At 45.6% G+C, this 25034-nt stretch carries 16 protein-coding genes; 2 read left to right on the top strand and 14 right to left on the bottom strand.

From position 1 onward, the window contains the following. Nucleotides 1-60 precede the first annotated feature (60 nt). The 4 genes from A8709_RS21045 to A8709_RS21030 all read right to left on the bottom strand — a co-directional run bounded on the left by A8709_RS21045 (nucleotide 61) and on the right by A8709_RS21030 (nucleotide 5489). The gene (locus tag A8709_RS21045) at nucleotides 61-1386 is read right to left on the bottom strand and encodes an ABC transporter substrate-binding protein (protein WP_065854810.1); all 1326 of its coding nucleotides are present in this window, start codon (nucleotides 1384-1386) and stop codon (nucleotides 61-63) included. Between the two features lie 95 nt (nucleotides 1387-1481). Continuing rightward, nucleotides 1482-2969: a response regulator transcription factor gene (locus A8709_RS21040; protein ID WP_065854808.1), complete on the bottom strand. Its 1488-nt coding sequence runs from the start codon at nucleotides 2967-2969 to the stop codon at nucleotides 1482-1484. 18 nt (nucleotides 2970-2987) lie between these two features. Continuing rightward, nucleotides 2988-4790 (bottom strand): sensor histidine kinase, encoded by a 1803-nt coding sequence (locus A8709_RS21035; protein WP_065854806.1) that lies wholly within the window; start codon nucleotides 4788-4790, stop codon nucleotides 2988-2990. A gap of 114 nt (nucleotides 4791-4904) precedes the next feature. Further along, the gene (locus A8709_RS21030; protein WP_065854805.1) at nucleotides 4905-5489 is read right to left on the bottom strand and encodes a TetR/AcrR family transcriptional regulator; all 585 of its coding nucleotides are present in this window, start codon (nucleotides 5487-5489) and stop codon (nucleotides 4905-4907) included. A 110-nt stretch (nucleotides 5490-5599) separates the two neighbouring features. On the opposite strand from A8709_RS21030, the gene A8709_RS21025 reads away from it, so the two are divergent. Next, complete coding sequence (locus tag A8709_RS21025; RefSeq protein WP_167357142.1) at nucleotides 5600-6058, top strand: anthrone oxygenase family protein; 459 nt, start codon at nucleotides 5600-5602, stop codon at nucleotides 6056-6058. Nucleotides 6059-6232: 174 nt separating this feature from the next. Here A8709_RS21025 and A8709_RS21020 read toward each other — a convergent pair whose 3' ends face one another. After that, nucleotides 6233-7069 (bottom strand): AraC family transcriptional regulator, encoded by an 837-nt coding sequence (locus A8709_RS21020; RefSeq protein WP_065854803.1) that lies wholly within the window; start codon nucleotides 7067-7069, stop codon nucleotides 6233-6235. A gap of 149 nt (nucleotides 7070-7218) precedes the next feature. Between A8709_RS21020 and A8709_RS21015 the strand changes: the two genes are divergently transcribed. Next, entirely contained in the window at nucleotides 7219-8352 is a 1134-nt protein-coding gene (locus A8709_RS21015) for a glycoside hydrolase family 88/105 protein (protein WP_065854800.1), read from the top strand. 130 nt (nucleotides 8353-8482) lie between these two features. On the opposite strand, the gene A8709_RS21010 is transcribed toward A8709_RS21015, so the two are convergent. From A8709_RS21010 to A8709_RS20970, 9 genes are all read right to left on the bottom strand, one after another. Continuing rightward, entirely contained in the window at nucleotides 8483-9298 is an 816-nt protein-coding gene (locus tag A8709_RS21010; RefSeq protein WP_065854798.1) for a PhnE/PtxC family ABC transporter permease, read from the bottom strand. 1 nt (nucleotide 9299) lies between these two features. After that, nucleotides 9300-10085 (bottom strand): PhnE/PtxC family ABC transporter permease, encoded by a 786-nt coding sequence (locus A8709_RS21005; RefSeq protein WP_065854796.1) that lies wholly within the window; start codon nucleotides 10083-10085, stop codon nucleotides 9300-9302. Beyond that, nucleotides 10075-10890 (bottom strand): phosphonate ABC transporter ATP-binding protein, encoded by an 816-nt coding sequence (gene phnC / locus A8709_RS21000; protein WP_065854794.1) that lies wholly within the window; start codon nucleotides 10888-10890, stop codon nucleotides 10075-10077. Before phnC ends, A8709_RS21005 begins: the two co-directional genes overlap by 11 nt. 39 nt (nucleotides 10891-10929) lie before the next feature. Further along, nucleotides 10930-11994, bottom strand: a complete 1065-nt coding sequence (locus tag A8709_RS20995; RefSeq protein ID WP_065854792.1) for a phosphate/phosphite/phosphonate ABC transporter substrate-binding protein — start codon at nucleotides 11992-11994, stop codon at nucleotides 10930-10932. A gap of 39 nt (nucleotides 11995-12033) precedes the next feature. Beyond that, on the bottom strand, nucleotides 12034-13173 hold the full coding sequence (locus A8709_RS20990; protein WP_065854790.1) for a phosphonoacetaldehyde reductase: 1140 nt from the start codon (nucleotides 13171-13173) through the stop codon (nucleotides 12034-12036). Further along, complete coding sequence (gene phnX / locus A8709_RS20985) at nucleotides 13170-13982, bottom strand: phosphonoacetaldehyde hydrolase (RefSeq protein WP_065854788.1); 813 nt, start codon at nucleotides 13980-13982, stop codon at nucleotides 13170-13172. The genes A8709_RS20990 and phnX overlap by 4 nt, the downstream gene beginning before the upstream one ends. 160 nt (nucleotides 13983-14142) lie before the next feature. Beyond that, entirely contained in the window at nucleotides 14143-14913 is a 771-nt protein-coding gene (locus tag A8709_RS20980; protein WP_065854786.1) for a DeoR/GlpR family DNA-binding transcription regulator, read from the bottom strand. A gap of 192 nt (nucleotides 14914-15105) precedes the next feature. Continuing rightward, nucleotides 15106-20253 carry a DUF2341 domain-containing protein gene (locus A8709_RS20975; protein WP_244163282.1) on the bottom strand — a complete coding sequence of 1716 codons (5148 nt, stop codon included), beginning with the start codon at nucleotides 20251-20253 and terminating at the stop codon, nucleotides 15106-15108. A 40-nt stretch (nucleotides 20254-20293) separates the two neighbouring features. Continuing rightward, complete coding sequence (locus A8709_RS20970) at nucleotides 20294-24991, bottom strand: LamG-like jellyroll fold domain-containing protein (RefSeq protein ID WP_065854781.1); 4698 nt, start codon at nucleotides 24989-24991, stop codon at nucleotides 20294-20296. Between the last annotated feature and the right edge of the window lie 43 nt (nucleotides 24992-25034).

Below are 25034 nucleotides of genomic sequence, written 5' to 3'. Positions count from 1 at the left end.
CTTTTTAATTAAGAAGTCAGGAGAAAAGCTTCCCCTGACCGCTCAATTACCCTGAATTATTTATTGTCCTTTTTTCTCTGTGAACACTTTATCCATTTCCTTTAACATCGCGTCAATTGTGAAGGATTTCCCACCGTCAACCATCACGTTCTGAATATCTTTCATCATGGTATCCTGTACGCCTGCTGGCCAGTTTTGATCCAGGAAGTTATATGTGCCTACATTGAGATAAGGTACTAATTCTTTCAGCGTTTGATCCAGATCTGGATTCACATCTTTGAATACTGGGAATGACTTAGCTTGTGTTAACAATTGCGCATTGTTCCCTGCTTCTGCCCAGAAATCAAGGTACAATTTGACTTCATCTGGATATTTAGTCTTTGCATTGGCACCAAGTCCCAAAGCGATCGCAGATGGTACCCATACTGGCTTACCTTCTTCTGCATATGGAAGTGGGAACATGCCCAGATCCGCTTGCGGATTCGCTGCTAGGATAGGCGGCAGACCCCAGTTGCCCATAATCTCCATAGCCGCTTTACCAGTTGCCATCAATTGAACCATTTGATCATAACTTGTTCCAAGAGCACCTTTATTAAAGTAACCTTTGGCATCCATCATGACGTAATCTTCCATCATTTTCTTCCATGGTGAATTCGCAAACGTTGCTTTGCCATCATACATATCTTTATCAAATGTTTTGGCATCTCGATAAATAGCCGAAGGTGCCATAGCGTATGGAATGATTTGCGTTACCCAAAGATCTTTCATGCCGAGTGCAAGAGGGGTAATATTAGCCGCTTTAATCGTGTCCGCTAATTTGAGGAACTCATTCCAGCTCTTCGGAATCGTTAAGTTCAAATCTTTGAAGATTTTTTTGTTATACACAACGCCAATGGCATTCTGATCAAGGGGCAATCCGTATACTTTGCCATCTTTACTTTCCATATCTAGCGCACCTTGTTGTAAGCGTGATACCCATGGTCTATCTGATAGATCCATCAAATAACCGGCTTTAACAAACGGATCTTTCCACGTGCCTGGGAAAACCCCAACAATATCAGGTGCATCCCCTGAAGCGAAACGCGTTTTAATCGTCGTTTGATATTGATCAGTGGGAGCGTTTTCATACTCGATCGTAATATTTGGGTATTTTTCATGAAAGCGTTTGTTAATATCCTTCAGTGTTGGACCTGCTTCTGATTCAAGAAAGTGAAACATTTTTAACGTGACGGGCTTAGCTGTTGATGCCGCTTTCGTCGCTGCTGCCGTTTCTGCTGGCTTTGCAGAGGCAGCTGTATCTGTCGATTTACTGCTGCAACCCGCTAACGCAATGGATACGGATACGGCTGTAACGAGCGTTGCTGTCATTTTATTTCTTCTTGTCATGAAATGAACCCCCTCATTGATATCTTACAGTTCTAATCATACCCGTTAGATTCCCCTTCGAATGTAGAGTCGTTTTCCATTTAAGGTAGGTTCATTTATCTCTTTTTATAATCGGCAGGCGTCACACCCGACCAACGTTTGAAGGTTTGACTGAAAAATTTCGGGTCCTCATACCCCACCATCTGGCTAATTTCCGATATTTTCTTGTATCCGCCATTTAGTAGCTCCTGCGCCTTTTTCATCCGAATCTCCACGATATATTCAGAGAAATTGCTGCCAGTTTCCGATTTAAACAGCTTCGATAAATACCCCACACTCAGATGATATTTCGCCGCAAAATCCTGCAGATGAATCGTTTCACCATAATGCTGCTGCACATACTCCATGAGCAGGGGAATGATTTGCTTGGGATTGCTCATCTCCGTTGCTGGGCCGGTCATCATGCCGCCAAACTTTCCTAACAACCAATCCTGCAGCGCGCTGTACGAGTCACAAGATTTAATAAATTCATACAGCGAGTCCATACTGAAGGATTCCAAATCATTTTTGCTAAGATGCAAATTATATTTGAGCGCATAGAAGACATCCGACAGGAACACAGACATTTGTTTTAAAGGAATAGCAGCACGCTGCAAGCTTTCCAGCATTCGGCGTAATTCCATGTTGAGTTTGGCATATTCGGACTCGCGCAGGTGCAATTCAATTAATCTCACACTATCCCAGACAGGTGTTAATTGCGGAGACTGCGGGATCGGCATAAACGTAGATACGCCTAGTCGAACTTGATCTTCCATTAATCTGAGGCACATACGGTACGTAGCGTCCAACACTTCCTGCTCCATTTTCACATGATAGACTGTATGAACAACCTGCTCATACGTGCAGACAAAGTTATGAATCTGATTGACCTTGAGCCGATGCTTGCTTTCCTTGTCTGTTTTGACCACAGGAATCATAAAAATTCGGAGATGCACATCCATATCCAAACATTTTGTATCGGGATGAAATTGCGTTTGAAGCCACACTGAGAAATGATGCATCGACAAGCGGCTTTGCGCCCATGTATGTTCACTGTTCCAATTATTTAATAAAATAACACCAACTAACCAGTTCCCGCTAAGCGGCTCTTCCTCTTTCGTTTCCTGCTGATGGCTCATGCCACGCATCATTCGTGTTAAGGACCAATCCATGGCGATTTGGATTTTATGCTCTTCGGTAATCACGGAAGCAATCAACCGATCTAGAACCTCGTACAATTCCTTTTCGACAACCGGCTTTAAAATATACTCTTTCGCCCCTAATTTAATAGCCTTTCGCGCATAGTCGAAATCGTTATATCCGCTTAGAATAATGGCTTGCAGTTTGGGGTTTATATGTGTAAGCCTTTCCAACGTTTCCAAACCACTTAACCCGGGCATTCTAATATCCGAAATGATAATATCTGGCGCCGCCTGCAGCGCTCCCTCTAAAGCATCTTCGCCATTCTCATAACAGACGAGGGTATGTTGTTCGGCATATGGCTTCATGATGAACATTAATTCATCCATCGCAAGTGCTTCATCCTCAATTAGAAAAATTCTCATCTTTAACCCTCTGCCTTTCTATTCAAAATGAAGTGGTAAAGCCAGGCGAATCGTGGTTCCGCCCCCTGGTGTAGGTAAGAAGGATAGACCATATTGATGTCCATAAATTAAATGCAATCGTTTTTGAATATTTAACAGTGCAATGCCCATATGTTCGGTATGTGTATTCGAGCTATGGATATCGAGATCTGCCAAATTCTGATTCAGCGCCGCTTGCGTCTGAAGATTGATTCCTACCCCATTGTCAGCTATCAGAATCTCTAGCAGGCCCTCATTTGCCCTTACGTGGATAGCGATTAAACCACCCGATTTGCGTTGTTCGAGTCCATGCACCACCGCATTTTCCACAAGGGGTTGAATGGTTAGACGTAAAACCTGTGCTTTCAACAGCTTCTCTGGCACATCTATCTCGTAACGAAAGCGATCCTGAAAGCGGTAAGTTTGAATTTTAATATAGCTTTCGATCAAATTCAATTCCTCACTGAGCGCAACAGTGCCATTCCAATCATATAAGCTGTATCGGAACATATGAGCTAGAGATTCTGTCACCTCCACAACATCGGTTGTGGCCCCCTTTCTTCCCAAGGACTTGAGAATACTCAAGGTATTAAAAAGAAAGTGCGGATTAATTTGAGCTTGCAGCGCTAATAATCGGGCATCTTTTTCTCGCAATTCGGCTACATACACCCGCGAGATCATATCCTGCAAGCTGTCCAACATCTGATTAAACACTTTACCCAGCTGGCCGATTTCATTGCGATTATTGGTGTGGAGAGCCCTGATCGTGAAATCTCCCCGTTCCACATGACGCATATTCGTAATCATTCTCCGTAAAGGACGCGTAATGCCAGTGGCAATAAACCAGGCGATCACAATAACTAAAACTAGAATCAGTGACTCAATGATCATAACGGTATTGCGAATTTCTTTTAACCGACTCGTGATGGAGTTCATGGGTTTCAAGATCAACGTCGTCCAGTGAGTACTTTCCGATCGATAACTGCCGTATAAATACGATTTCCCTTGCCAAGTTAAGGTCCCTGATGCTTTGTTCCCTGTCAAATCGGCTACATGAATGCCATCCATCACTTTACCTGTCCATTGATCCTGACTGTCATAGATCACATTCCCTTGATCTGTCAAAATAAACAAGCTAGAATCCTGCTCTTCCCCATATTCTCGGTAAGATACCAGATCTTTCATGACATTTACATCCATGTCCAATTTCATGTAGCCAATCTTTTTACCCGTAGGGATCTGATTGATCTGACGAATTAACGAGAACACCTTTACGCCTTGGAAATTCGTAATCGTATACTCTGTCATCGTAGGCCACAATAGGTATGGCGATTGCGTATAGGTCAATATGTAAGGGTACCAAGGCTCCTCAGCAATTGAATTGCCGACAAAGGGACTTCGTTTGGCCCAATAGTAAGTAGCCGCCGGATTATCCGTCGGATATAAATAAATACCTTGCACGGATGGCCAGGAAACTGAAATATTTAACAAATGAGACGTAATCTGCTGATTCAGACTCTCATTCTCGGCTTCGGTCGTTTCATTTGAATGACTTAATACATTCTGTACCAATGAATCATAGAATACGGAAAGCGACAGCTTCTCCATGTCATCAATGTACAGCTCTTCCGTTCGGGTAATTTGTGTGCTGTTGGTGTCGAGCAGCTGCAGAGTCTGCTTTTTCAGCTCACCTACACTGCTATGGTAATAGAAAATCCCACTCGAAATAACCGACAACGCAAACAGGAAAGAAAAGCTGAGAACCACCTTCGTTTTTAAATCCCACTCTTTCCAAAGCTTCATCACACATCTCCTGCCAAAATGAAGAGGCTCTACGCTGCGTTCTGAGCCTCCACATGAATGATATTTAAACCATTAAACCATCTAAACCAGCTCAACCATATAAACCTGGACCCTCTAGGACTCGCGAAGAACGCGGATCAAGGCGATGGACATTTCTCTTGCTGCCGCTACGATTTCCTCGTCCGTACGCTGCGTCCCGCTCGCCGCCATTACGGCTGCGTTGATGCTCAGGAACGCCATCCTCACCAGCAGCTGGCGGTTGGCATCAGCATGCTCGCCAGCGACAAATTGGGCGAGCCCCTCCAGCCCGCTCGTAATTTCGCGGGAGTCACTCTTCATGTTCCGCATCGTGGCGGGGTTCGCGATCATGAAGCGGATTCCGCGCAGCTTATCGACCGAAGTCGACTCCACCCAGCGCAATATCGTCTGTTCCAGGAGCTCGGGACCCGGCTCTTGACTGCGAGCCCAAGCGAGAAGCTCGGTTGCTTCATGACCACGGGCAGACACCATGGACTTGACGATATCATCTTTGCTTTTAAAATGATAGTACAGTGCTGCTTTGCTGATCCCCAGCTGTTCCGCAATCTCGCGAAGAGATGTCGCCTCGAACCCCTTGCTTGTGAAAAGCGCTAGCGCTACGCGCTGAGCCTCCGCCTTCGTCTCGCTTCCAGTCCGTTTCACTGGTTCACTCTTACTCATAATTCTCGCTTCCTTTCCAATTCCCTGTTTCATTATGTTCCTGATTATACTTGACAACTTACCGACCGGCAAGTAAAGTCGATCTAAAGATAAAGAAGGAGGATACCCCCGTGACCCATATTGTTCTTACGTTCATTCACTTATTTCTCGCTGGTCTCCTAGCTGGGGAGGAGTTCGTCGTTCGTTACGGCGTGCACGTGTCACTTGCTGGACTAGACGAACCCTCTCAGATTCGAGTCCGTCAAGCCCTCATTCTTAAGCTGCGAATACTGGTGCCCGCCATCTTACTGCCGACGATCGTGTTAGGGATTATCGTACTCGTTCTCACGGGCTCGGAGCCTGGTTTCGGCTTCCGCCTCGCGGGTGTGCTCGCCTTGCTCATCCTCATGTTGGTCACGATCTTGGGCACTCTCCCGATCAACAAGGGAGCACTCGCTTGGCAGCCCGACGCACCGCCAAGCAATTGGCAGGCACTGATTAATCGCTGGGGGCAGTTGGATATCATTCGTTCCTCCGCGGCGATTTTGGCTTTTGGGTTTTTCTTGATCGCTGTGGCGATGCAGGTGTAGGGGAATGATGAATACAGAATGAGATCCTACAGCAAGAGGCCGTCCCTTAAAGTTAGATACTTTTGGGGACGGCCCGCTCGGCATTTCCTGTATTAAAATCTTTTCAGCGTCAACGTGCATCTTCTGGTTGAAACAATTTTCTGTTAGTATCGATTTCACCATCCACTCGCCAAACTACTTTTCCCTTCTATAATACAAGGGAGCATGCCCCGTAACCGACTTAAATACGCGACCAAAATGCGTCACACTGCCGAAGCCGACCTTCTTCGCAATCAAGCTAGCTTTCATAGCGGTTTGCTCTAGCAGTTTCTTGGCCTCCTTCACTCTCACACTGTTCAAATATTCCACGAATGTAAAGCCTGTCGCTTCTTTAAAGAACCGGCTCAAATAATAGGGACTGACGTAAAATGTCTCTGCCAGCAAGTGCAGCGAGAGTTCCTGCATATAATGAATATTGATATAACGGACGACCTCTGATATTCGTTCATGCATGGGACTGGGGGATTCCAAGGAGGTCATACTGTTTTGTTTGACATGGCGACAGCAAATCATAAGCAATTGCAGCACCAATGTCTGCGCATACATCTCGAAGCCAGACTTCTTCTCCTGCATCTCTTGCATGATGCTCTGCCCAATCGCCTCGATAGACAGCCGATCATGGAGAGGACATTTTACGATCAAATATGCGTTCTCTAACATCGGTTGTAACACATCACGATAGCTTCCATTCACTTGTGCCATATAACTTTCATGTATATTTACGATGAGCCGCTCATGCTCGGGCATTTCTGTATTGGTTGTTCGATGGAGAATATTCGGAGAAATGATGATGACATCGCCCTCGTTCATAATCATGGTTCTGTCCTTGATAAAAAATGTCCGTTTGCCCGACATCAAATAGAAGATTTCGAATGTACTATGAAAATGGCTCTCCGGCATATTGTGGCTTAACGCCTTCCGATAAGATACCGAGAAGGTGCCTTCATAATTATCGAAATGAAAATCTCCCATTCCATGCCCCGCCCTTCTTTAATTTGCTGATCATTATACGCCTCCCCCTCATTTCCTGCAAGATATAAGAAGAAATAAGGATTTATCGCAATTAATGTACATTTTCCTCTGCTAAAATAAACATATATACAGAAGGAGGAATTAACAAGATGAATTCTTCAGAAACCAATAGCCCTATCAAGGATAAATCAGAAGAGGCGCTAACCCCCATTCAATGGGCGGAGAAAGCCTGTGAAGCATTAATGTTCAAATTCGAACCGGAATTGCTGCCACCGGACCGCTTCCACTATCATCAAGGTGTCTTTCTATCGGGGATGGAGAAATGCTGGCAGGAAACGAAGAACGATGCGTACTATACGTATATTAAAAGATGGGTAGACAGCCAGATTCTTGCAGATGGCAGCATCAAAACATACAACACGGATGAGCTCGATGATATTCAACCCGGTGTGCTTCTCTTTAACCTGTTGGAGCAAACAGGCGACGAACGGTATAAAAAAGCCCTGTATACGCTTGTCTCTCATTTAAAAACATGGCCAACCAATCCATCCGGCGGGTTCTGGCACAAGGGCCGTTATCCAAATCAAATGTGGTTGGACGGCTTATATATGGCTGGACCTATTGCAGCCCAGTTCGGTAAGACATTCGGTGAAAGCGAATTTTTTGACATGATGACCTATCAGGCGATCCTGATGGAAAAGCATACCAAAGACCCGAATACGGGCTTGCTGTACCATGGTTGGGATGAAACCAAAGCAGCAGCATGGGCAGATCCCGATACAGGCTTAGCTCCTGAATTCTGGGGGCGTGCGATCGGCTGGTACCCTGTTGCCTTGTTAGAAATGTTTGAATATCTTCCCCATAATCATAAAGATAAAGCCAAGCTGACAAGCATCCTTCAGGATCTACTCATCTCTCTGACCAAGTACCAGGATGCGGATACGGGTCTCTGGTATCAGGTTGTAGACAAAGCAGATCAGCCAGGCAATTGGCTGGAAAATTCATGTACGGCCCTGTATGCACATGCCATTGCCAAAGCCGTGCGCTTAGGCTACTTGGACGCCATGTATTTGCCTTATGCGTGGAAAGGGTATCAAGGAGTCATTGATACGTTGAAGTTCGATGAGAATGGCCATGTCGTTATCGGTCAAATTTGCATCGGTACAGGGATCGGCGATTACGCCCACTATATCGCTCGCCCGACAAGCGAGAATGATTTACATGGCGCTGGGGCCTTTATTCTCATGTGTGTGGAAATGAGTCTTGCGCAGGCGAAAATATAAAACCGAAACGTGTGCCAGATTAGGCAATCAGCCTCTGGGGCGCACGACGACAAAGGGCAGCCGAGATCATCTCGGCTGCCCTTGTCATACGCATCATTTTATTAACAGCAATCCAATTCCTAAATACCTATTAATTCTGAACCCGTAATACCTTCTTAATTCTTCCTGCCACTAGCTCTAACAGAATGGCAAATATCAAAATGAGATACGTAATAGCTCCGATTTCCCTCACATCATAATAGTAGGAGCTGGCCATAAACATATCAAACCCGATTCCTCCTGCACCTGCTGCTGCACCCATGGCTAATGCTACGGAGAAGTTGATCTCAAATCGCATAAATGTCCATGAAATCAAATACGTGACCGACGAAGGCAGAACGGCTTGAAATACGATTTGGACCCAATTCGCACCGCTTGCCTTTAAAGCCTCGATGACGCCTTTATCTAACTCCTCGAAAGATTCCGAATACGTCTTCACGAGATAACTGACAGAATGGAACGTCATCCCAATGACCGCAGCTACACTCCCCAATCCTGCAGCTACTGCAAAAATCAATACCCATAAGACAGTTGGCACCGCCCTGATAAAAGCAACGACACCTTTAACTGCGATGGAAAGTGTAGGATTGGAGAGATTAGTGGCAGCCATTAATCCGAGCACCAAGGCAATGACAGCCCCGAATAAGGTCGTTAGAAATGCTAATCCTAGGGTAACAAACAAAAATTTAACTGCTTCGATAAAGGTAATGTGGTGTAAGAGCGGATGAATGAACATGGTTTTCAGCGTCTGGGCTGTTGAGATGACAGCATCTAGAAACTGAATATCCTTATAGTCAAAAGTTAGGAATGCAAACAGCGTCAATGCGACGATTGACACCAAAGTCAGCCGAATCACCATTTTTTGTTTGTTGAATGGCTTCTTTATTTCGATCAAGTGAGGTTCCATTTTACAAGATCACCTTCCTGATATAGGTAGAAACCGTTTCAATGAGAAAGATAGCAAGAACGAGAACGATGACGATTAAAGAGGCAGCGCTGAAGTTAAGACTTTTGTAATATAAGCTGAAAAGAAAACCAATACCTGTACCGGTCAGAATGCCTATTAATGTTGCCTGACGAATGTTCGTTTCTATCATAAACAAAATCCAACTGATCAACTGCGGAACACAAGCTGGAATGACAGATTGCGAAATAATGGATAAATAGCCTGCTCCCGTAGACCTTAATGCTTCTACAGAGCTGCTGCTTACTTCGTCAATCGACTCCGTGAAAGCACGGGTCAAGAAGCCGAAGGAGCCAAAGAATAGTGCGAAATATCCAGTTAACACATTTTGGCCAAAAGAAATGAGCAATATCATCGACCATGCGGATACATCAATGTTACGAAATACGGTTGCGATGGATCGGCTTACAAAACTGAACACGCCACCAGCCCCGGTAGTATGGGAGCCTGCAATTGCGAAAATCAAAGCAAACAAGGCTGCCAAGGCGGTTGCTGCAATAGAGACTAGAACCGTCTCCGTGAGATTACTGATAATGACGGGAAGTCGTTTCAATGCTTTTTCGTTCGGATAAAAGTTGTTGAATGCCCATTCGGCTGCTTTAGGAATAGAGGTGAAGCCTTTGATCACATCGTAGTTCGTTATGACGATGGCGATTACTGTGATGGCAAGCAAAAGAGCGCAGTATAACAACGTTTTCAGTCGCTTTCTGGCAAAGAAATTATCTTGCATAACTGCCCTCCGGCTCTTTCAGTTCTTCCAGTTCATCCAATTCCTCTTGATGTTCATCCATCTCCGAACCGTAAATTCGGGCTAATTGCTCGCGATTGATCCCGCTCGGATTACCGTCGTAAACGATGGTTCCCTTGTTCACACCGAGTACCCGGTCTGAGTATTTCAGTGCAGTATCCACTTGATGCAAGTTAACAATAACCGTGATCCCCATGGTGGTTGAAATATTACGCAGATGATCCATGATGACCTTGGAAGCGTTAGGATCTAGGGAAGCGATCGGCTCATCGCAGAGCAGGATTTTGGGGTTCTGTACAAGCGCTCTAGCAATCCCAACCCGCTGCTTTTGTCCACCACTCAGTTGATCACACCGCTTGTAGACCTGCTCTTCTAATCCAAGCGTTTTCAAAATGGTATAGGCTTGATGCCTCTCCTCCTTGGAGTAAAGCCCAAGAACGCCCTCCAATGTGGACTTATAACCAAGTCGCCCGTGCAAAACATTTTCGATAACAGACAATCTATTCACCAAATTATAATGCTGGAATACCATGCCCATCTGAGTTCTTAGCCGTTTTAATTCTTGCTTCGTACAAGCTAAAATATCAGAGCCGTTAAATAGAATTTTCCCACTGCTTGCATCAATCATTCGGTTCATACAGCGAAGCAGCGTCGACTTACCGGCCCCTGACGGACCGATAATCGACACAAACTCTCCTTCTTTCACAGCAAAATTAACATCTGTTAACGCTTTTGTATCCGTGCCATATTGCTTGGATACCTGCTTGAATTCCAGTAACATTGTCATGGCTGCTCCCTTAATCGGTTTCACATGTTGTCATACATTTTAGTTGTAGAGCGTTCTGATTGGGTTGAAGAATGCATCATCCACGGGAAGGAACTTTTCTTTGCCTGATTTTTGCTTAAACATGCCTGTATCCTTCGAATCTTTAGGAAGGAAGATCAACGGGTTGTTCGTTACGGCTTCGGATGTGAAAGCATCCTTTAATTTCTTCGTGTCCTCTGCGCTGATTGTACCTGTGTTAATAACAAATGGTTGATTCAATACTGGCGTTACAGAAATGACTTCGAATTCTTTACCAATCAGTGTATTAAACGGTTCTGCTGCACCTTGTTTTACTTTGTATACAGCGCCTGGTGTGTTAGCTGTTCCTGAGCTGAGCTCGATGTAGTTTGCTACGCAAGTATCACAGAAAGCAGCTACGTCGGCCTTACCTGTCAATAAGTTAACAGCGGAACCTTGATGCGTTCCTCCGAAAAGTACATCGCTAAAGAACTTATCTTTGCCGCCTAAAATCAAATCATCTACCGTCAAGTTCTTATACTTGTCTTTTTTGCTAAAGAAGGTAAGGATTCGGCCGGAAGGAATTTTAAAGCCGGATGTTGAGGAGTTGGATACGAATGAAAACTTTTTGCCGGCAATATTTTCGATGGAATAGATGCTGCCAACTTTATAGCCATCGCCATCGCCTTTACGCACATTTAACCAGCTGTTGTAAACCGCATCATCCAATGTGCCTGACTCCCCGCTCTGAACGACTAGTGGCACAACTTTCTTATTCTTTGCATTCGCCTCAACATAACCTTGTGCACCCATGTAAACAAGATCTGCACTGCCGCTGGCAATCGCTTCGATAGCAATCGTGTAGTCCGTCGTCGTTTTTTGTTCTACCTTTTTCCCAGTCGCAGCTGCAACCACTTTGCCTATTTCGTCACGGGAAGTTTTCATGTCTGCACCGGACTCATTCGGGTACCAAGCGATCGTGATGGTATCTTTCGTTTTTACCGCTGCTTGAGCACCATCCTTAGCTTCATTAGCTTTCGTACCACACCCTGCTGTTACAGCAACTAAGGATAAAGAAATCATGAGCGTTAACATTTTCTTTTTCATAATTAAAATGCCTCCTATTTTCTAATAAAAGCGGCTATCCTATAATAATGAAACTAGCATACGTTCAAGCTCTTCCGACGAGATTTCAACTGGATTATTATCCATTCTCCCCTTCGTATAAGCGAGAGACACAACCTCACGGATACCTTCGACGGTAACACCATATGAACTTAGATTGCTTGACAACCCATAGATGGTATACATATTTCGAATGAGCCTATCCACTTCTTCCACATTCGCTGCTCCAAATGCACACAGTAATTTATCCGGTTCGATTAATGCATCGAAATTATGTTTCAAAACCGTAGATAAGGTTATGCTGGCGGCGATTCCATGATCGATCCCAAAAAGCATCGTAAGCGGATAAGATATCGAATGACAAGCTGTTGTTCTCGTATTGCTGAACGCCAGTCCAGCCATCAGACTCCCCAAGGATAGCTGCTCTCTCAAGACCAGATTATCGGGTTGCTCGATTAATAAAGGGAGCGAAAGCCGAATTCGTTCAATCGCTTGCAGCGCATACACGCGGGTCACAGTGTTTGTATGCATAGACCAATAAGCTTCAGTAGCATGACACAGGGCATCTAGTGCTGTAGCAACGCTTAAACGCAGCGGCATCGTAACGGTCAATTCCGGCAGAATTAATGCTGCATTCGCATACAGCCGCTCATCCGAAACCGAATATTTGCTTCCGCATTCTTCATCCCAGACCGTTGCCCAGCATGTTACTTCAGAGCCTGTTCCCGATGTCGTTGGTATCCCAACCCACGGGGTAAAATAGAGCTCACTGCGGTACGCCTCACTTGTGATTGCCCCTCGAACTTCAGCGACTGTAGATAGCGTCTTGTGCTGCAAAGCCGACATAACTTTAGCAGCATCCATGACACTGCCTCCGCCAATAGCCACGATAAGGTCATACTGGAAAGGTTCAATCTCCTGTTTCAGCTTCCAAATATCTGCCACATTCGGGTTGTTCAAGGTCACTTCAATCAATAAAGTTTCCTTCTTGGAGAGTGCGTTCAAAACAGGCTGTAAACAATCACTCTTCTCAACGCCCCCTCCCCTAGTCAGCAGCAACACTCTCTTGACGCCTGCATAACGTTCGTTAAACAACTCAGCGAATGCTTCCGCCGATTCTGTTCCTAAGGATACCGCTACTGGATTATAAAAGTGGTTCATCTGATTCCCCGCTCCAAGCCGCTTCTTTCAAGCTCTTCAATGACGAGTGGAAGCTGTGTGATCGAGCCAATGATATAGTCTGCGCCTGCTTGCTCAAAGGTAAGTCTCGTTTGATTCATGCGCTCTGCAAGTTCATCGGGGTGCAGGCTCTCAACTTCTGCCTGTGTTAAACCGAGTTCACTGCTTCCGAGTATGATAGCAACCGTCCATACGCCAGCATTCCTGCCTTCAAGAATGTCTGACACCGTATCTCCGACCTTGATGACGGCTTTCGGAGGGTATACGCCGAGTTCCACTAAGTTCTGGAATATCATATACGGATACGGCCGACCAGCCTTTACTTCATCCGATGCGATCATGCAGTCTGGTGAGTAACCCTTCCGCTTAGCTTCCGGTACGATAACCGCCATCATGCTTGCTGTATATCCGGTTGTCGATCCGATAGCAAGCCCTGCATCACGAAGCTGTTCCACCGTTTCTAAAGCTCCCGGAATCGGATCCGTATAGGTTTTCAACGATTCCATTAAAATCGCTTCGAACCGGACATAAAGACGATCAACATCCTCCTTGACGGCTTGCGTACCGAACGCATCCATCCATGCTTTTTTTACTCTTTCCATCTCCAAAATCGCTTGAATATGATCCCATTTCAGGAGTCCCATCGGGATTCTTGCTTCACGATCGGTGATCGGTACCCCCGCTTCTTCAAAAGTTCGAAGAAATGCATGCATCGGTGCGAAGCAACCGTAATCAATCACAGTTCCGGCCCAATCGAAAATAATTGCCTTTATGCTTTCTTTCGTACTCAACTTGATTCCTCATTTCTAGGTGCTTTGATATTTCAAATTATAAATCAATATAACGCAAACACGCAATAGTTTATGCTATAATTTACGTATTATTAATAAATATATGCTGTTATATGCTGTTTTTAACACTGGGAAAACATAATAAAAACGCAAGCTGCAATTAGCCTGCGTTTATGATCGAAATATTATTTTTTTTGTACATCTCCAGGAGTCCGCTATCCATATAAGAATCGGTTACAATCGTATCAATTTGATCCAATCCGCAGATGTTCAGGTAGGATACCGTTTCGAATTTACTCGAATCCGCAACCACAACCTTTCGCTTCGCACCCTTTAACATCGCATTGATAACCTCCGCCTCTCCCTGGCGAAAATCAGTCAACCCTTTTTCAAGGGAAATCGCATTAATACTAATGAATGCAACGTCTATATTAAAACTCATAATTTCTTGTTCAATCGACCGGCCGTACAAGGAAAACTCCTCATGATTCAGGTATCCCCCCGGGATAATGACCGTAAAGCCCTTCTTCTGAGCCAAAATATCCGCAATACGAAGGGAATTCGTGATGACTGTGAGTTTCTCGAAACGAGCCGCGAGCCGCTTCGCAACCTCAATATTCGTCGTGCCCGCATTGAGTGAAACTGCCTGATACTCTCTCACCAGCTCGACAGCATATGCGGCTAATTCCTGTTTTCTTTCGTTTTGCGTTATTTTACGCTTAAAGAATGCTTGATTGGTAGCGAGCGCTTCTCTTTTGGGAACAGCTCCTCCATGTACACGCTGAATCTTATCCTCTTGCTCCAATCGTTCCAGGTCCCTGCGAACCGTATCAAGGGAAACTTGCAACAGCGATTTCAATTCCACGACGGTGACTTGCCCCTTGGATTCCAGTTCCAATAATATTAATCGATGCCTTTCTGGTGCAAGCATTTCGTATCTCCTCCGTGTTATTGCGTTAATTTGCGTTATATGCATCTATCCTAACAAAAATGCTCCATCTAGTAAATGTGACATTAAACATAATATCACACGGTGACCCTCTTAATGGATGTAACCCCCTATATTTTCTTAACAAAAAAAAGTTTATCAGGAACGAATGTTCCCAATAAACTTTTTCTGATCTTACTCTCCAAATAAATAGTTGTGTAAAGCTTGCACAGTTTCTGCTCGAGACGTATGACCTTTTGGCGAGAACTGCCCTTCTTGCGTCCCGTTTAGCAGCCCGATTGAAGCCGCATTGCGGATGGCTTGCTGTGCCCAAGGCGACATCTCGTCTTGATCTTGGAACTGAATAGACCGCGGATTCAATGATGCATGCTCAGGCATAATGGCCCACGCACGCATCAACATCACAGCCATCTGCTCACGGGTCACCAGATCGTCAGGCGAGAAACTGGAGTCGCTCACACCTTGTACGACACCGTTCTCTACAGCAGCAGCAACATCTTGGCTGTACCAGGCCGTGCTTAGAACATCATTGAATTTACTTTTTTTGGTTCCAGATAAGCCAATCGCACGAACAAGAAGTGCAGCGAATTCAGCCCGTGTTACGCGTTTATCCGGTTCGAATTGACTAGATTCTTTCCCTTTCACAATCGGCTCAACCACAATATCTTTAAAAATATGTCGGGCCGCTAGGTCACCGATGGCATTTGCTGCCCAATGGCTACCGATATCTTGATATTTCACATTGTAATCCAGAACAACATAAGATCCGCCATCTGATATGTTAAAAACAGCTTCGGGCATATTCCACGCAGTATTAGCCGCTTGATAGGCCAGAGTGCCATCCTCATATACCTTGTATAGGCCTGCCCGTTTCGCATTTCCTTGCGGAGGTACCTTCATACTTAGTTGAATAGGCTCAGAGTTCTTATTTGGTTCCTGCAAGCCGCTGTCACCGTTCGTCGGGAATTGCCAGTTCACTTGGACAACCGGGGTTAGGAACACCGTTCTTTGGTTGGGATCCGCTTGAATGCCACCCAGCAACTCATCAGTGATAGAGTTGTAAGTCAACACAAGCGAACTCTTTTTCCTATTCTCGTCATTGAGACTGGCACCAGCTTCGCGAATGGCTTTCATCGAAACACTTGCCATCCCCCAGTCAAACACAAGCTGAAGATGGTCTCCGGTAAACTGCGCAGCAGCTTCATACGGAATAGCCACTTGGGATTTCCCTTCTTCCACTTGAATTGTGGCCGTGCTCTGTCCATCCTTCAAGGTTAAATCGTCAGTTTTAATGACCTGTACAAATGGTTCGGAAACGAGATGAGTATCACTCGGCGGGATGCTGCTTTGACCGCCTGAGCTGCCACTCGGTGATCCCGTATTGCCGCCAGTATCAGCAGTCTTTACAGTAAGCTCGTAGGTAGCCTTAAGCTCACCATGAAAAACTGTGATCGTCACCCTACCTTGCTTTTTCGCTGTAACAAGCCCATCGACATCGACTGAAGCGATGGCTTCATCACTGCTGGCAAACTGCAAATCCTCTGCAATCGTCTCCAGTTTCTGGTCACTATATGTTCCCAGCACCTTTACTTTTGCTTTTTCTCCGACTTGCAACGGATTTGACCCCGTAATTTCCAGCTTTATCAGCTCTGGTGGCGTCGAGATTGAATCGTCTCGAACGTTAATCGTATAGTTGGTGCTCAACTGCTGATACGTAGCCGTGATTACCGTCTGGCCTGCTTTCAGCGCAGTAATCTCTCCTGAGCTTCTATTTAGCGCCGCAACCGTATCATCCGAAATGAATAAATTTAACCCCGCCGGCGCTGAGACATTGGAATCGAGCAGCACCGAGCTGCTGCTGTCGCTGTAAACTGCCGTCACAACGGTTTGCAAATGATCCCCCACCACCGCCTGCTTCAAGCCTTCAATTTGCAGTGATTGCATAACAACATTGCCTGCTGAAGCGCCTTGCACGATCAGCTTATACGAACCCGATACGTTCCCATTCGTACCTGTGATGATCGTCTCACCTTGGGCATGTGCGGTGACCACGCCTTGTCCAGTAATGGAAGCAACCGCCGAATTACTGCTGGTAAAGGAGTAACCCTCTGTTGTCTCCGCCACTTCTCCATTAGAATAGGTTGCCTCGACAACCGTGCTTCGCTGTTCACCAATTTTCATTGGTGCAAGTCCCTTCAAACGGATCGACTGCACGGGTGCATCCTTCAAAGTAAACGACTTTTCCGCCGATTTCGTCGTATTCCCATAGGAGTCCGTCGCTTGAGCGAACCATGAGTAGGTCGAATTCGTAGTCAAGCCTGACCATTCCCACTCAGATTGGCCGCCACTCGCGACAGGCTGGGCAGCTGCAAGCTGCTGTATTTTGCTGCCTTTGAGACCGATATAACCTGTCGCTAGCTCCATATCGCCAACATCCGTGTTAAGCGGCAGCGTATATGTTTCATATTGCTCTTGAAAAAATCCATAGTTGTCATTCGTTATCGTCGAGTATGGAACCATATAAACCAGTTGTTTTTTGACATCAAAATAAAGCATTCGCAAATAGGCTGCTCCGCCTAACGAAGTATCCTGATAATCATGTAGCAGTTCATAGACGACTTTGCCGTCAATTCGCTTTACATTATAGAAAGCAGCTTGACGATGTCCGCATAAAACCATGAATACATTGCTGTTCGGTGCAATGACTTTCTCCATAATTTTTTGCCCGCCAAAGTCTTGCGTATCGTAGCTGCCTGTATCATATAACAAGTACGAATGCGTAGTAACGATAGCTTTGCGGTCTTTATACCGGCTCAGTACGTCATTCGCCCAGTCGATGGAAGCTTGATCAACGCCCCAGCTTAGATAGACGATAATAAAATCCATGCCTCCAGCGGAAATGAGATCATAATGGTTTTTATTATTACGATCGTCTCCTCCGTAATAAGGTTTGTTCTTGAATCGATCCTCACCGAAGTATTTATAATACAACTGACTTGAGCTTGTATTCGTATAAGGCGAATTCACATCGTGATTGCCGGCAAGTACCCCATAGCGCACATTGGCGTCATCCAATATTTTCATGCTGCGGTCCGCATTCACCCATTGCGGCTCAGAAGTAGCTACGTTGACTATATCCCCCGTATGAACGACATATTGGATGTTTTTATCATCTTTATTGTCAGCGACCCACTGGGTCATTTTATCGTAAACGTCCGGAAAATCCTGCGCTTCAATTTGTGTATCCGTCATCCAAGCGAACGAGAAATCATACTGGTCGCGGCTCGGCTTCTGCCCTGGGAGCATGGTATTCTGCTGTGTAGCTGCAACGTACAGCTTCACTTTCTTGTTCGCATCTACCATCGTGGCTGTATTTAAAACGGCTTTCAGTTCGAAATCGCTGTTGTTCGCATTTCCCACTTTAACCGCGACTTGCTGCCACTTCTTGGCAATGAAATCCCATGCGTATATCATCACTTGCTGCTTGGAATGTCCTTCCCAAGTTACTTCCAATTCATCTATCTGAGATAGATCACCGTCAACGGTCATATCGAACCGCTGATATGGATAATTTTTCAAAGATTGCGTACTATAGTAGGAACTATCCGAAGCCTGGATGGACTTTAAAGCGTTAGCTGGCAACGGCTGTTCCGCTGTTATCGTATCAGCTGCCGGCGGATCCATGGTATTCGCTAACTCATAAGCTTTATTCGTCAACGGATTGGTTTGAAAATCGCTTACAAACTGTACATTTTTCTCATAAAATGCGAGATCCATCATATCGTCTGTAGGATCCGTCACATCAGCTTTCAATGTCACTTTTCCGTTGGCATCGACAATCTCTCCGTCAGCACCTTTCAGGGAGACAATAGGCTTCAACTTGCTTCCATCAATCTGAAAAGTAATACGCTTACTGGCTGCCAACTGTGAGTTGGCAGTTGCGACAGCGTCAATTGCGAGCGTATGCTGACCGCTTTTTAATGATGATAGCGTTGTTTGGAATGCTGTTGATTGGGAGCTGATCTTAACTGGCGCCCCCCCGTCTAACTTGTAAGTAATACCTGAGGCTTGACTAACAAATCCACTAAACGAAAGATCTGGCGAATAATACGTGGCGCCTTCTTTGGGTTGAAACACCGTCATTTGTAAAGAGGTATTCTGGGATTCTGCTTCTCCGTAGATGAGAAACTTGTCAGTCATACTCAAATATTCAGCTTTTATCCATGAAGCGCTTCTTGCCATCCGAGTAATTCTCGCTTCATCAATCCCCCCTTTGAAGGAACTGCCTCCAATCGTCAGGGGATCACCCGCTTTGATGTTCCCGGAGCGTCGTCCTTCGGCCACCTTGACACCATCGCGATATAAGACCAAGTTATTTCCTGAAAGTGTACTGTCATAGGTCATCGAAAGGTATGTCCAATTATAATTGGTTGCTCCCCCGTTTAATTGCAGGCTTGCTGTTTGGCCATTCAGATTGGCATCTGTTGAATCCGTATAGACATTCGCCATCCATTTACCAGCAACAGCTTTCATCCAGAATGCGTTTTCCCGTACTAACATATTACCGGCTACCTTGCCGTTAGCTAACCTGGCCCAACCGGAGATCGTAATTTGGGATTCTCCGTTGCCTATTGCCCCGTTATTCATTGTATTGGCTGGATAAATCGTCCCTAAACTATTCTCAAAATAGCGTCCCACCATATGATAGTTAGGGTCTGCGCCCTCCAATGTATAGGAGGTTCCGCTCGTTGTAGCACTTTTCGATTGACGCAAGCCAATATTGGCATTTGCCGTCGAATCCTTGAACTGCTCCACTTGACTCGGATTGGCATAATTGTCCACAATCCGTTGACCAAAGTGGTAGACTAACAAGAAATCCGAGTTCCACACCTGTAGCTGATCGTTTGTCTTGAGCGAACTTCCGCCGTAGTAGAGCCACATATGATCAGTACTGGAAGCCGAGCGAATCTTCGGTACTTTCACCCATATGATGCTTTCGCCTTGCGGATCCCATTTTTCAACTTCGTACGGCAATTGTATCGATTGATCGTCGTTGAAGAAATGCAAATCATCTTGATTGGTGACCGTGTAATTGATTTTGGAAGCATCAAGCTTCACCGGCACTGGGAAATCTAGCAAATCTTCCACACCTGCCTGATTGTCAAAACTAATCATGATTCGGTAATTCCGATCCGTATCCGCCCAATTAGCGGTAACCGATGCAGTAGCAGTGTTATCAGGCAAGACGCCTACTGGCTGTAGGATTTGGAGGAATAGCGCGAGCAGCAGTACGACCATTATTCGATGTTTCCATAAGCCCATTTTCAAAGCTGGTCACTCCTTTATCTTTTGATATGAATACCTATTTCGCTTGCAATTTCAGCATGACTTGTACGGCTTCTGCCCGTTTGGAAGGATCCGAAGGAACAAATGCACCGTTACCTCGACCATTCAACAGGCCTAATTGTGCTGCGATCTGAACGGCATCGCGCGCCCACGTTGATGTTTGATCCATGTCTAGGAAATTTGCATCTTGCTTGAGCTCCACTTTGCCGTATTTACGCTCATAAGCTCGAACAAGTAGAACCGCCATTTCTTCTCGGCTGATCTCCACTTCCGGCTTAAACAAGCGATCTCCCTTGCCATCTATCAGGCCCGCTTCGGCCGCCGACTCTACATATCCCGCATACCAAGCGCTGCTCGGCACATCTGTGAACTTCGCAGTTTGGCTCGGTTTCAGTTCTAGCGAGTTAACTAATAGGGCGACGAATTCCGCTCTTGTAATGCTCCGTTCAGGTTGAAAATATTGATCACTTACCCCTTTAACCGTATGATTGGCGCTCATGACCTGAATGGTCCGATATGCCCAATGGTCGACAGGGACATCGGTATACGTTTTTTTATACGCCATTACCGCATATTTACCATTATTATCCAAATTTGTACGAATGCCTCGTTCAGTCAGATGACCACCAACGTATTTCGTGCTTCCATCTTGGAATAGTTGATATACGCCAAGTAATTCCTTGTCCGTATCTTTCGGCACAACGAACTCAATTTGCACAGAACCTTGCGGCAATTCCGCTGCTACCTTATTCCCATTAGCCATTTCCACTCCAGCTGAGAAATCGTATATCCGGGAGACTAGCGACATCGTTCCTGCATCTTGTTTCAACGTGTCCTTCATTTTCTGTTGGTCTTGCTCGGACAAAGCTGGGAACGATACGGCAAGCTTGCCTTCGCCCGCACCTTTAACAGCTGCCGATTGGAATAACGTTCCGCTCAAGTCGAGGGAAAGGTCATCTTGCCCAATTGTAATCACTTGGTTGTCTGACAATTTGCTTGCCACAGCCGGGAACACAACTTGTGTAATATCTGGGGCGATATCAACGCGGATATTCCCTATCTGCGCTTGGAGTTGTTCCTCTTTGACAAGCGTAGTACCAGGCTTTTTATCTGTAGGATTGGAAACACCTGATGAGCTGCCTGTATTCGGAGAAGTATTTCCTCCACCACTGCCACTTCCACTATCTACTTCAAGTACACGAATAGATGACTTCGCAGCTTGTTGCTGATAAACAACAGTTACCACCGTCGCACCTTGCTTCAACCCTGTCAACTTGCCTTGCGAATCGACGCTTATGATGGAAGAATCATCCACCTTCCACTTCGCCATAGAAGCAATGTCAGTTGGCACTGCATGATCGTAAAGTGCTTGCGCTTTTAAAGAAACTTGCTCACCAACCTTTATACTCGCAGGTGCATAAAGTATGACCCCCTGCAGAAGAGGCGGTTGCTCTGGCAGTACAGCTATAGCATAATTGGCTGCAAATCCTTGGTAGGTGGCATATAGTCGAGCTACCCCTGCCATTAAAGCCGTTAATTCACCCGTTACAGGATCGATACGGACGACGCTTGGGTTGTCGCTTCGATAACTAACATTCTGGTTCACAGGGGACAGTGAATTGTCATCATATACAGCTTGAATTACTGTTGAAGCTGTATCCCCCACTTTTAGCGTGTGCGGACCGACGAATTGAAGAGAGATCATTTGAGCCTTTCCTGGTTCGCCGACAGGTGGCGTGAATGCAACGACGATAACCAAGTCCGCTGTTAATCCGTTCGCTTCAACATGCACGAGTGCCGTGCCGGGAGCTACGGCTCTAACCGTTCCACTCGCATCTACTTGGATGACATTTGGATGATCCGACGAATAGGTTGCCGATGTTACGGAATCTATACTGCCATCATTATTGATAAATTTAGTTTGTAGATTGGCAACATCCCCTGGTTGCATCGTTTGCGGACCATCAAGCAGAAGATACTGCAGCACTTTGGCTCTCACTGTTATCTCGACTGAAGCACTGAATGTGCCCAACTGCGCCGTAATCAGAGATTTGCCTGGAGCTACCGGTACGATGATGCCCTGAGCATTGACGGTCGCTACTTCTGGATGCTGACTTTGGTAGACAATACCTTGCTGATTGGCTTCAAGTTCGTTGGCCGCATTGTCAATCAGTTGGACGACAGCTTGTCCCGATTGTCCAACGACCCAGTTGGTGGGAATATCCAAGCGAATGGACCTGACCGTTGAGGCATAATCGCGTACATACTGCTTAAACAAAAATTTGGCTTTAAGCGGATTTACAGCTTGGCTGTACAGTTGCACCAGACCGATCTTCCCTTGCATGTATTCTTGAGCACCGACCAAGTTCGCGCTGGCTCCGATCGCCAAATCAACTTTCGTTGCGCCTCCGATCTCACCTACTCTGGATCTGGACATCGTTTCTTCGCCATCGACATAAAGTTTTGCGGTAGCTCCATCATATGTCGCCAACGCATAATAAATTTTATTTGCCTCTAACGGTTTACCGCTATCGACAGTAACATAACCTTCTGTGCCAGCATCCTCTTTCACATAAAACATAGCTTCAAGCTTTTTGGAAATTGGATTAAACGTCAGCGAGTAATCTGATTCATGCGTTTTCCCAATAATCGTTTGTGCACGATCGAGTCTATCCAGTGAGAAAGAGGCAGCCATCGATATTTGTTTCGGGCTTAATTCCGTCTTATTTGGTATGCGGACATAGGAATCAATTCCATCAAGCGCCAATACAGGCTTGGCAAAAAGGGGATGATTGTATATGACAGGCATTCCTACCGCGCTACCTAAATGCTGACCAGAACTGCTATCTCCACCAACGGATTGTGTGAAATCCATATTGAGTAAATCTGGACCTGAGGTAACACCCGGTGAATCCTCGAATGCTTGTAGTGAAGCGGTTAGCTCGTCCATTAGCGTCTTGGTGCTCTCAGCGGACGTTGTATCCAAATTAGATTTATACCGAGCAAGCGCTTGCCCGATCTGATCATAAGCCGATTGTGGAAACACGATACCGCTTGCGTTTGCATCAGCTATCGCCTTTTCTACTTTTGCAGCTAGCTGCTTGGCAAACACATCTCTCTGCAGCCTTTCCCGCTCATTCTGGTTAATAATGCCACGGTATACACGGAACTCGTCCAATTTGGCATCCTTCAAGTTAAAACTCACATTTTTAGCTCCGTCAGTCCCAATGACGAAATTTAACGAGTCGATTGATGCACCCTTTGTGCCGGAAATATCAACCTCACTAACTTTAACGTTGTCTTGGTACACCGTCAGCATGCCGTTTCTGTCATAGGTATACACCATGAACGTCCAGCCTTTGCCGGCTACGGTTGTTGCCCAGGTATCAATCCTCGTTTTGCCTGCTGCTGTAAAATTCACTTTATCCTTATTGGCTTGCTCCCACCATGTTGAGACCGCAAACCCGGTATTCGCGCCAGTTGACCAATTTTTGTTAGATACAACAGCCGTATTCGAGGTATCTTTATTGTCGATCCAGTAAGCTATGGAGAAGTTCATATTAGCGCCAAATTGCAGTGCAGCCGGCTTGCCCATATCAATATAACTATTCCCTTTAAAATAAATGGCTTTCCCGAGGACACCTTCCGTAAAAGTCGTAGTCCCGTTCAACACTCCGTTATTTCCTTTTCCGGAACGGTCTGTCGCTGTCTCGTCATCAAAATCCAAATACACGACGTTGGAAAGTCCTGTAGCCTGAAAAGCAGCCAACGATCGCTCAAGCGCAGCTACCATGGCGACCTTCTCAGAGGTGGATGCTGCTGCATCAATTCCGTTTTTGAAAGCAGCAAGATCCTGCCCGAGCTTGTCATAAGCACTTTCCGGATAGACCAAATCACTATTTCTTGCATCGCTAATTGCCGTTTCCACTTTGCTAATCGTTAATTTCGGGACACCATCCATGTACAGTTTATCCCTCTCAGCCTGATCAATGAGCCCCTTATACACCCGGAACTCGTCAAGTTTGGCATCTTTCAAGGAGAAAGTTAGATTTTTATTGCCATCAGCACCAATCACGAAGTTTAAAGAATCAATGCTTGCATCCTTATGGGAACTGATGTTAAGTTCACCGATTTTCACGTTGTTCTGATAGACCGTCAGCATACCGTTTCTGTCATAGGTGTAGGCCATGAACGTCCAGCCTTTGTTGGCAAAGGTAGGAGCTGCATATAAATCCAGCCTTGTTTTGCCCGCTGCCGTAAAATTCACTTTATCGGTGTTGACCGTATTCCACCATGGTGTGATCGCAAACCCCGTATTCGCTCCGCTCGACCAATTTTTGTTAGATACAATGTTGGTATTCGAAGTATCTTTATTGTCAATCCAGAAAGCGATGGAGAAATTAGTATTGGTCCCGAATTGCAGCTCAGGCGGTTTGCCCATGTCAATAAAGGAATTGCCTTTGAAATACATAGCTTTGCCAGATACACCGTCCACATAGCTAGGTGTACCGCTTAACGTGCCAGCAAGGTTCTTCCCTGAACTGTCAGCTATTGTACTGTTATCAAAATTTAGGTTCAGTTGAAGTTCGTAATCAGCTGCTGCCGCAACAGGCTGTGTCATCCCGCCGATACTCGCTAACAACATCGTCATCGTGCTTAGCAGAGCTATTCCCTTCTTGAGTCGGACCATAGTTCGATTGTCATCATGCCACATACATATTCACTCCCTTGTTCATAGTTCGTCTTCTGTTACCACG

Origin of the sequence: Paenibacillus pectinilyticus (assembly GCF_001700435.1) — a bacterium.
GTDB lineage: Bacteria > Bacillota > Bacilli > Paenibacillales > NBRC-103111 > Paenibacillus_E > Paenibacillus_E pectinilyticus.
The sequence above is the reverse complement of the archived record's forward strand: the minus strand, read 5'-3'. Positions and strand labels throughout refer to the sequence as shown.

Coding starts and splice junctions, on each gene's coding strand:
- A8709_RS21045 (WP_065854810.1), bottom strand. CDS start 1,386: ATGACAAGAAGAAATAAAATGACAGCAACGCTCGTTACAGCCGTATCC.
- A8709_RS21040 (WP_065854808.1), bottom strand. CDS start 2,969: ATGAGAATTTTTCTAATTGAGGATGAAGCACTTGCGATGGATGAATTA.
- A8709_RS21035 (WP_065854806.1), bottom strand. CDS start 4,790: ATGAAGCTTTGGAAAGAGTGGGATTTAAAAACGAAGGTGGTTCTCAGC.
- A8709_RS21030 (WP_065854805.1), bottom strand. CDS start 5,489: ATGAGTAAGAGTGAACCAGTGAAACGGACTGGAAGCGAGACGAAGGCG.
- A8709_RS21020 (WP_065854803.1), bottom strand. CDS start 7,069: ATGGGAGATTTTCATTTCGATAATTATGAAGGCACCTTCTCGGTATCT.
- A8709_RS21015 (WP_065854800.1), top strand. CDS start 7,219: ATGAATTCTTCAGAAACCAATAGCCCTATCAAGGATAAATCAGAAGAG.
- A8709_RS21010 (WP_065854798.1), bottom strand. CDS start 9,298: ATGGAACCTCACTTGATCGAAATAAAGAAGCCATTCAACAAACAAAAA.
- A8709_RS21005 (WP_065854796.1), bottom strand. CDS start 10,085: ATGCAAGATAATTTCTTTGCCAGAAAGCGACTGAAAACGTTGTTATAC.
- phnC (WP_065854794.1), bottom strand. CDS start 10,890: ATGACAATGTTACTGGAATTCAAGCAGGTATCCAAGCAATATGGCACG.
- A8709_RS20995 (WP_065854792.1), bottom strand. CDS start 11,994: ATGAAAAAGAAAATGTTAACGCTCATGATTTCTTTATCCTTAGTTGCT.
- A8709_RS20990 (WP_065854790.1), bottom strand. CDS start 13,173: ATGAACCACTTTTATAATCCAGTAGCGGTATCCTTAGGAACAGAATCG.
- A8709_RS20980 (WP_065854786.1), bottom strand. CDS start 14,913: ATGCTTGCACCAGAAAGGCATCGATTAATATTATTGGAACTGGAATCC.
- A8709_RS20975 (WP_244163282.1), bottom strand. CDS start 20,253: ATGGGCTTATGGAAACATCGAATAATGGTCGTACTGCTGCTCGCGCTA.
- A8709_RS20970 (WP_065854781.1), bottom strand. CDS start 24,991: ATGTGGCATGATGACAATCGAACTATGGTCCGACTCAAGAAGGGAATA.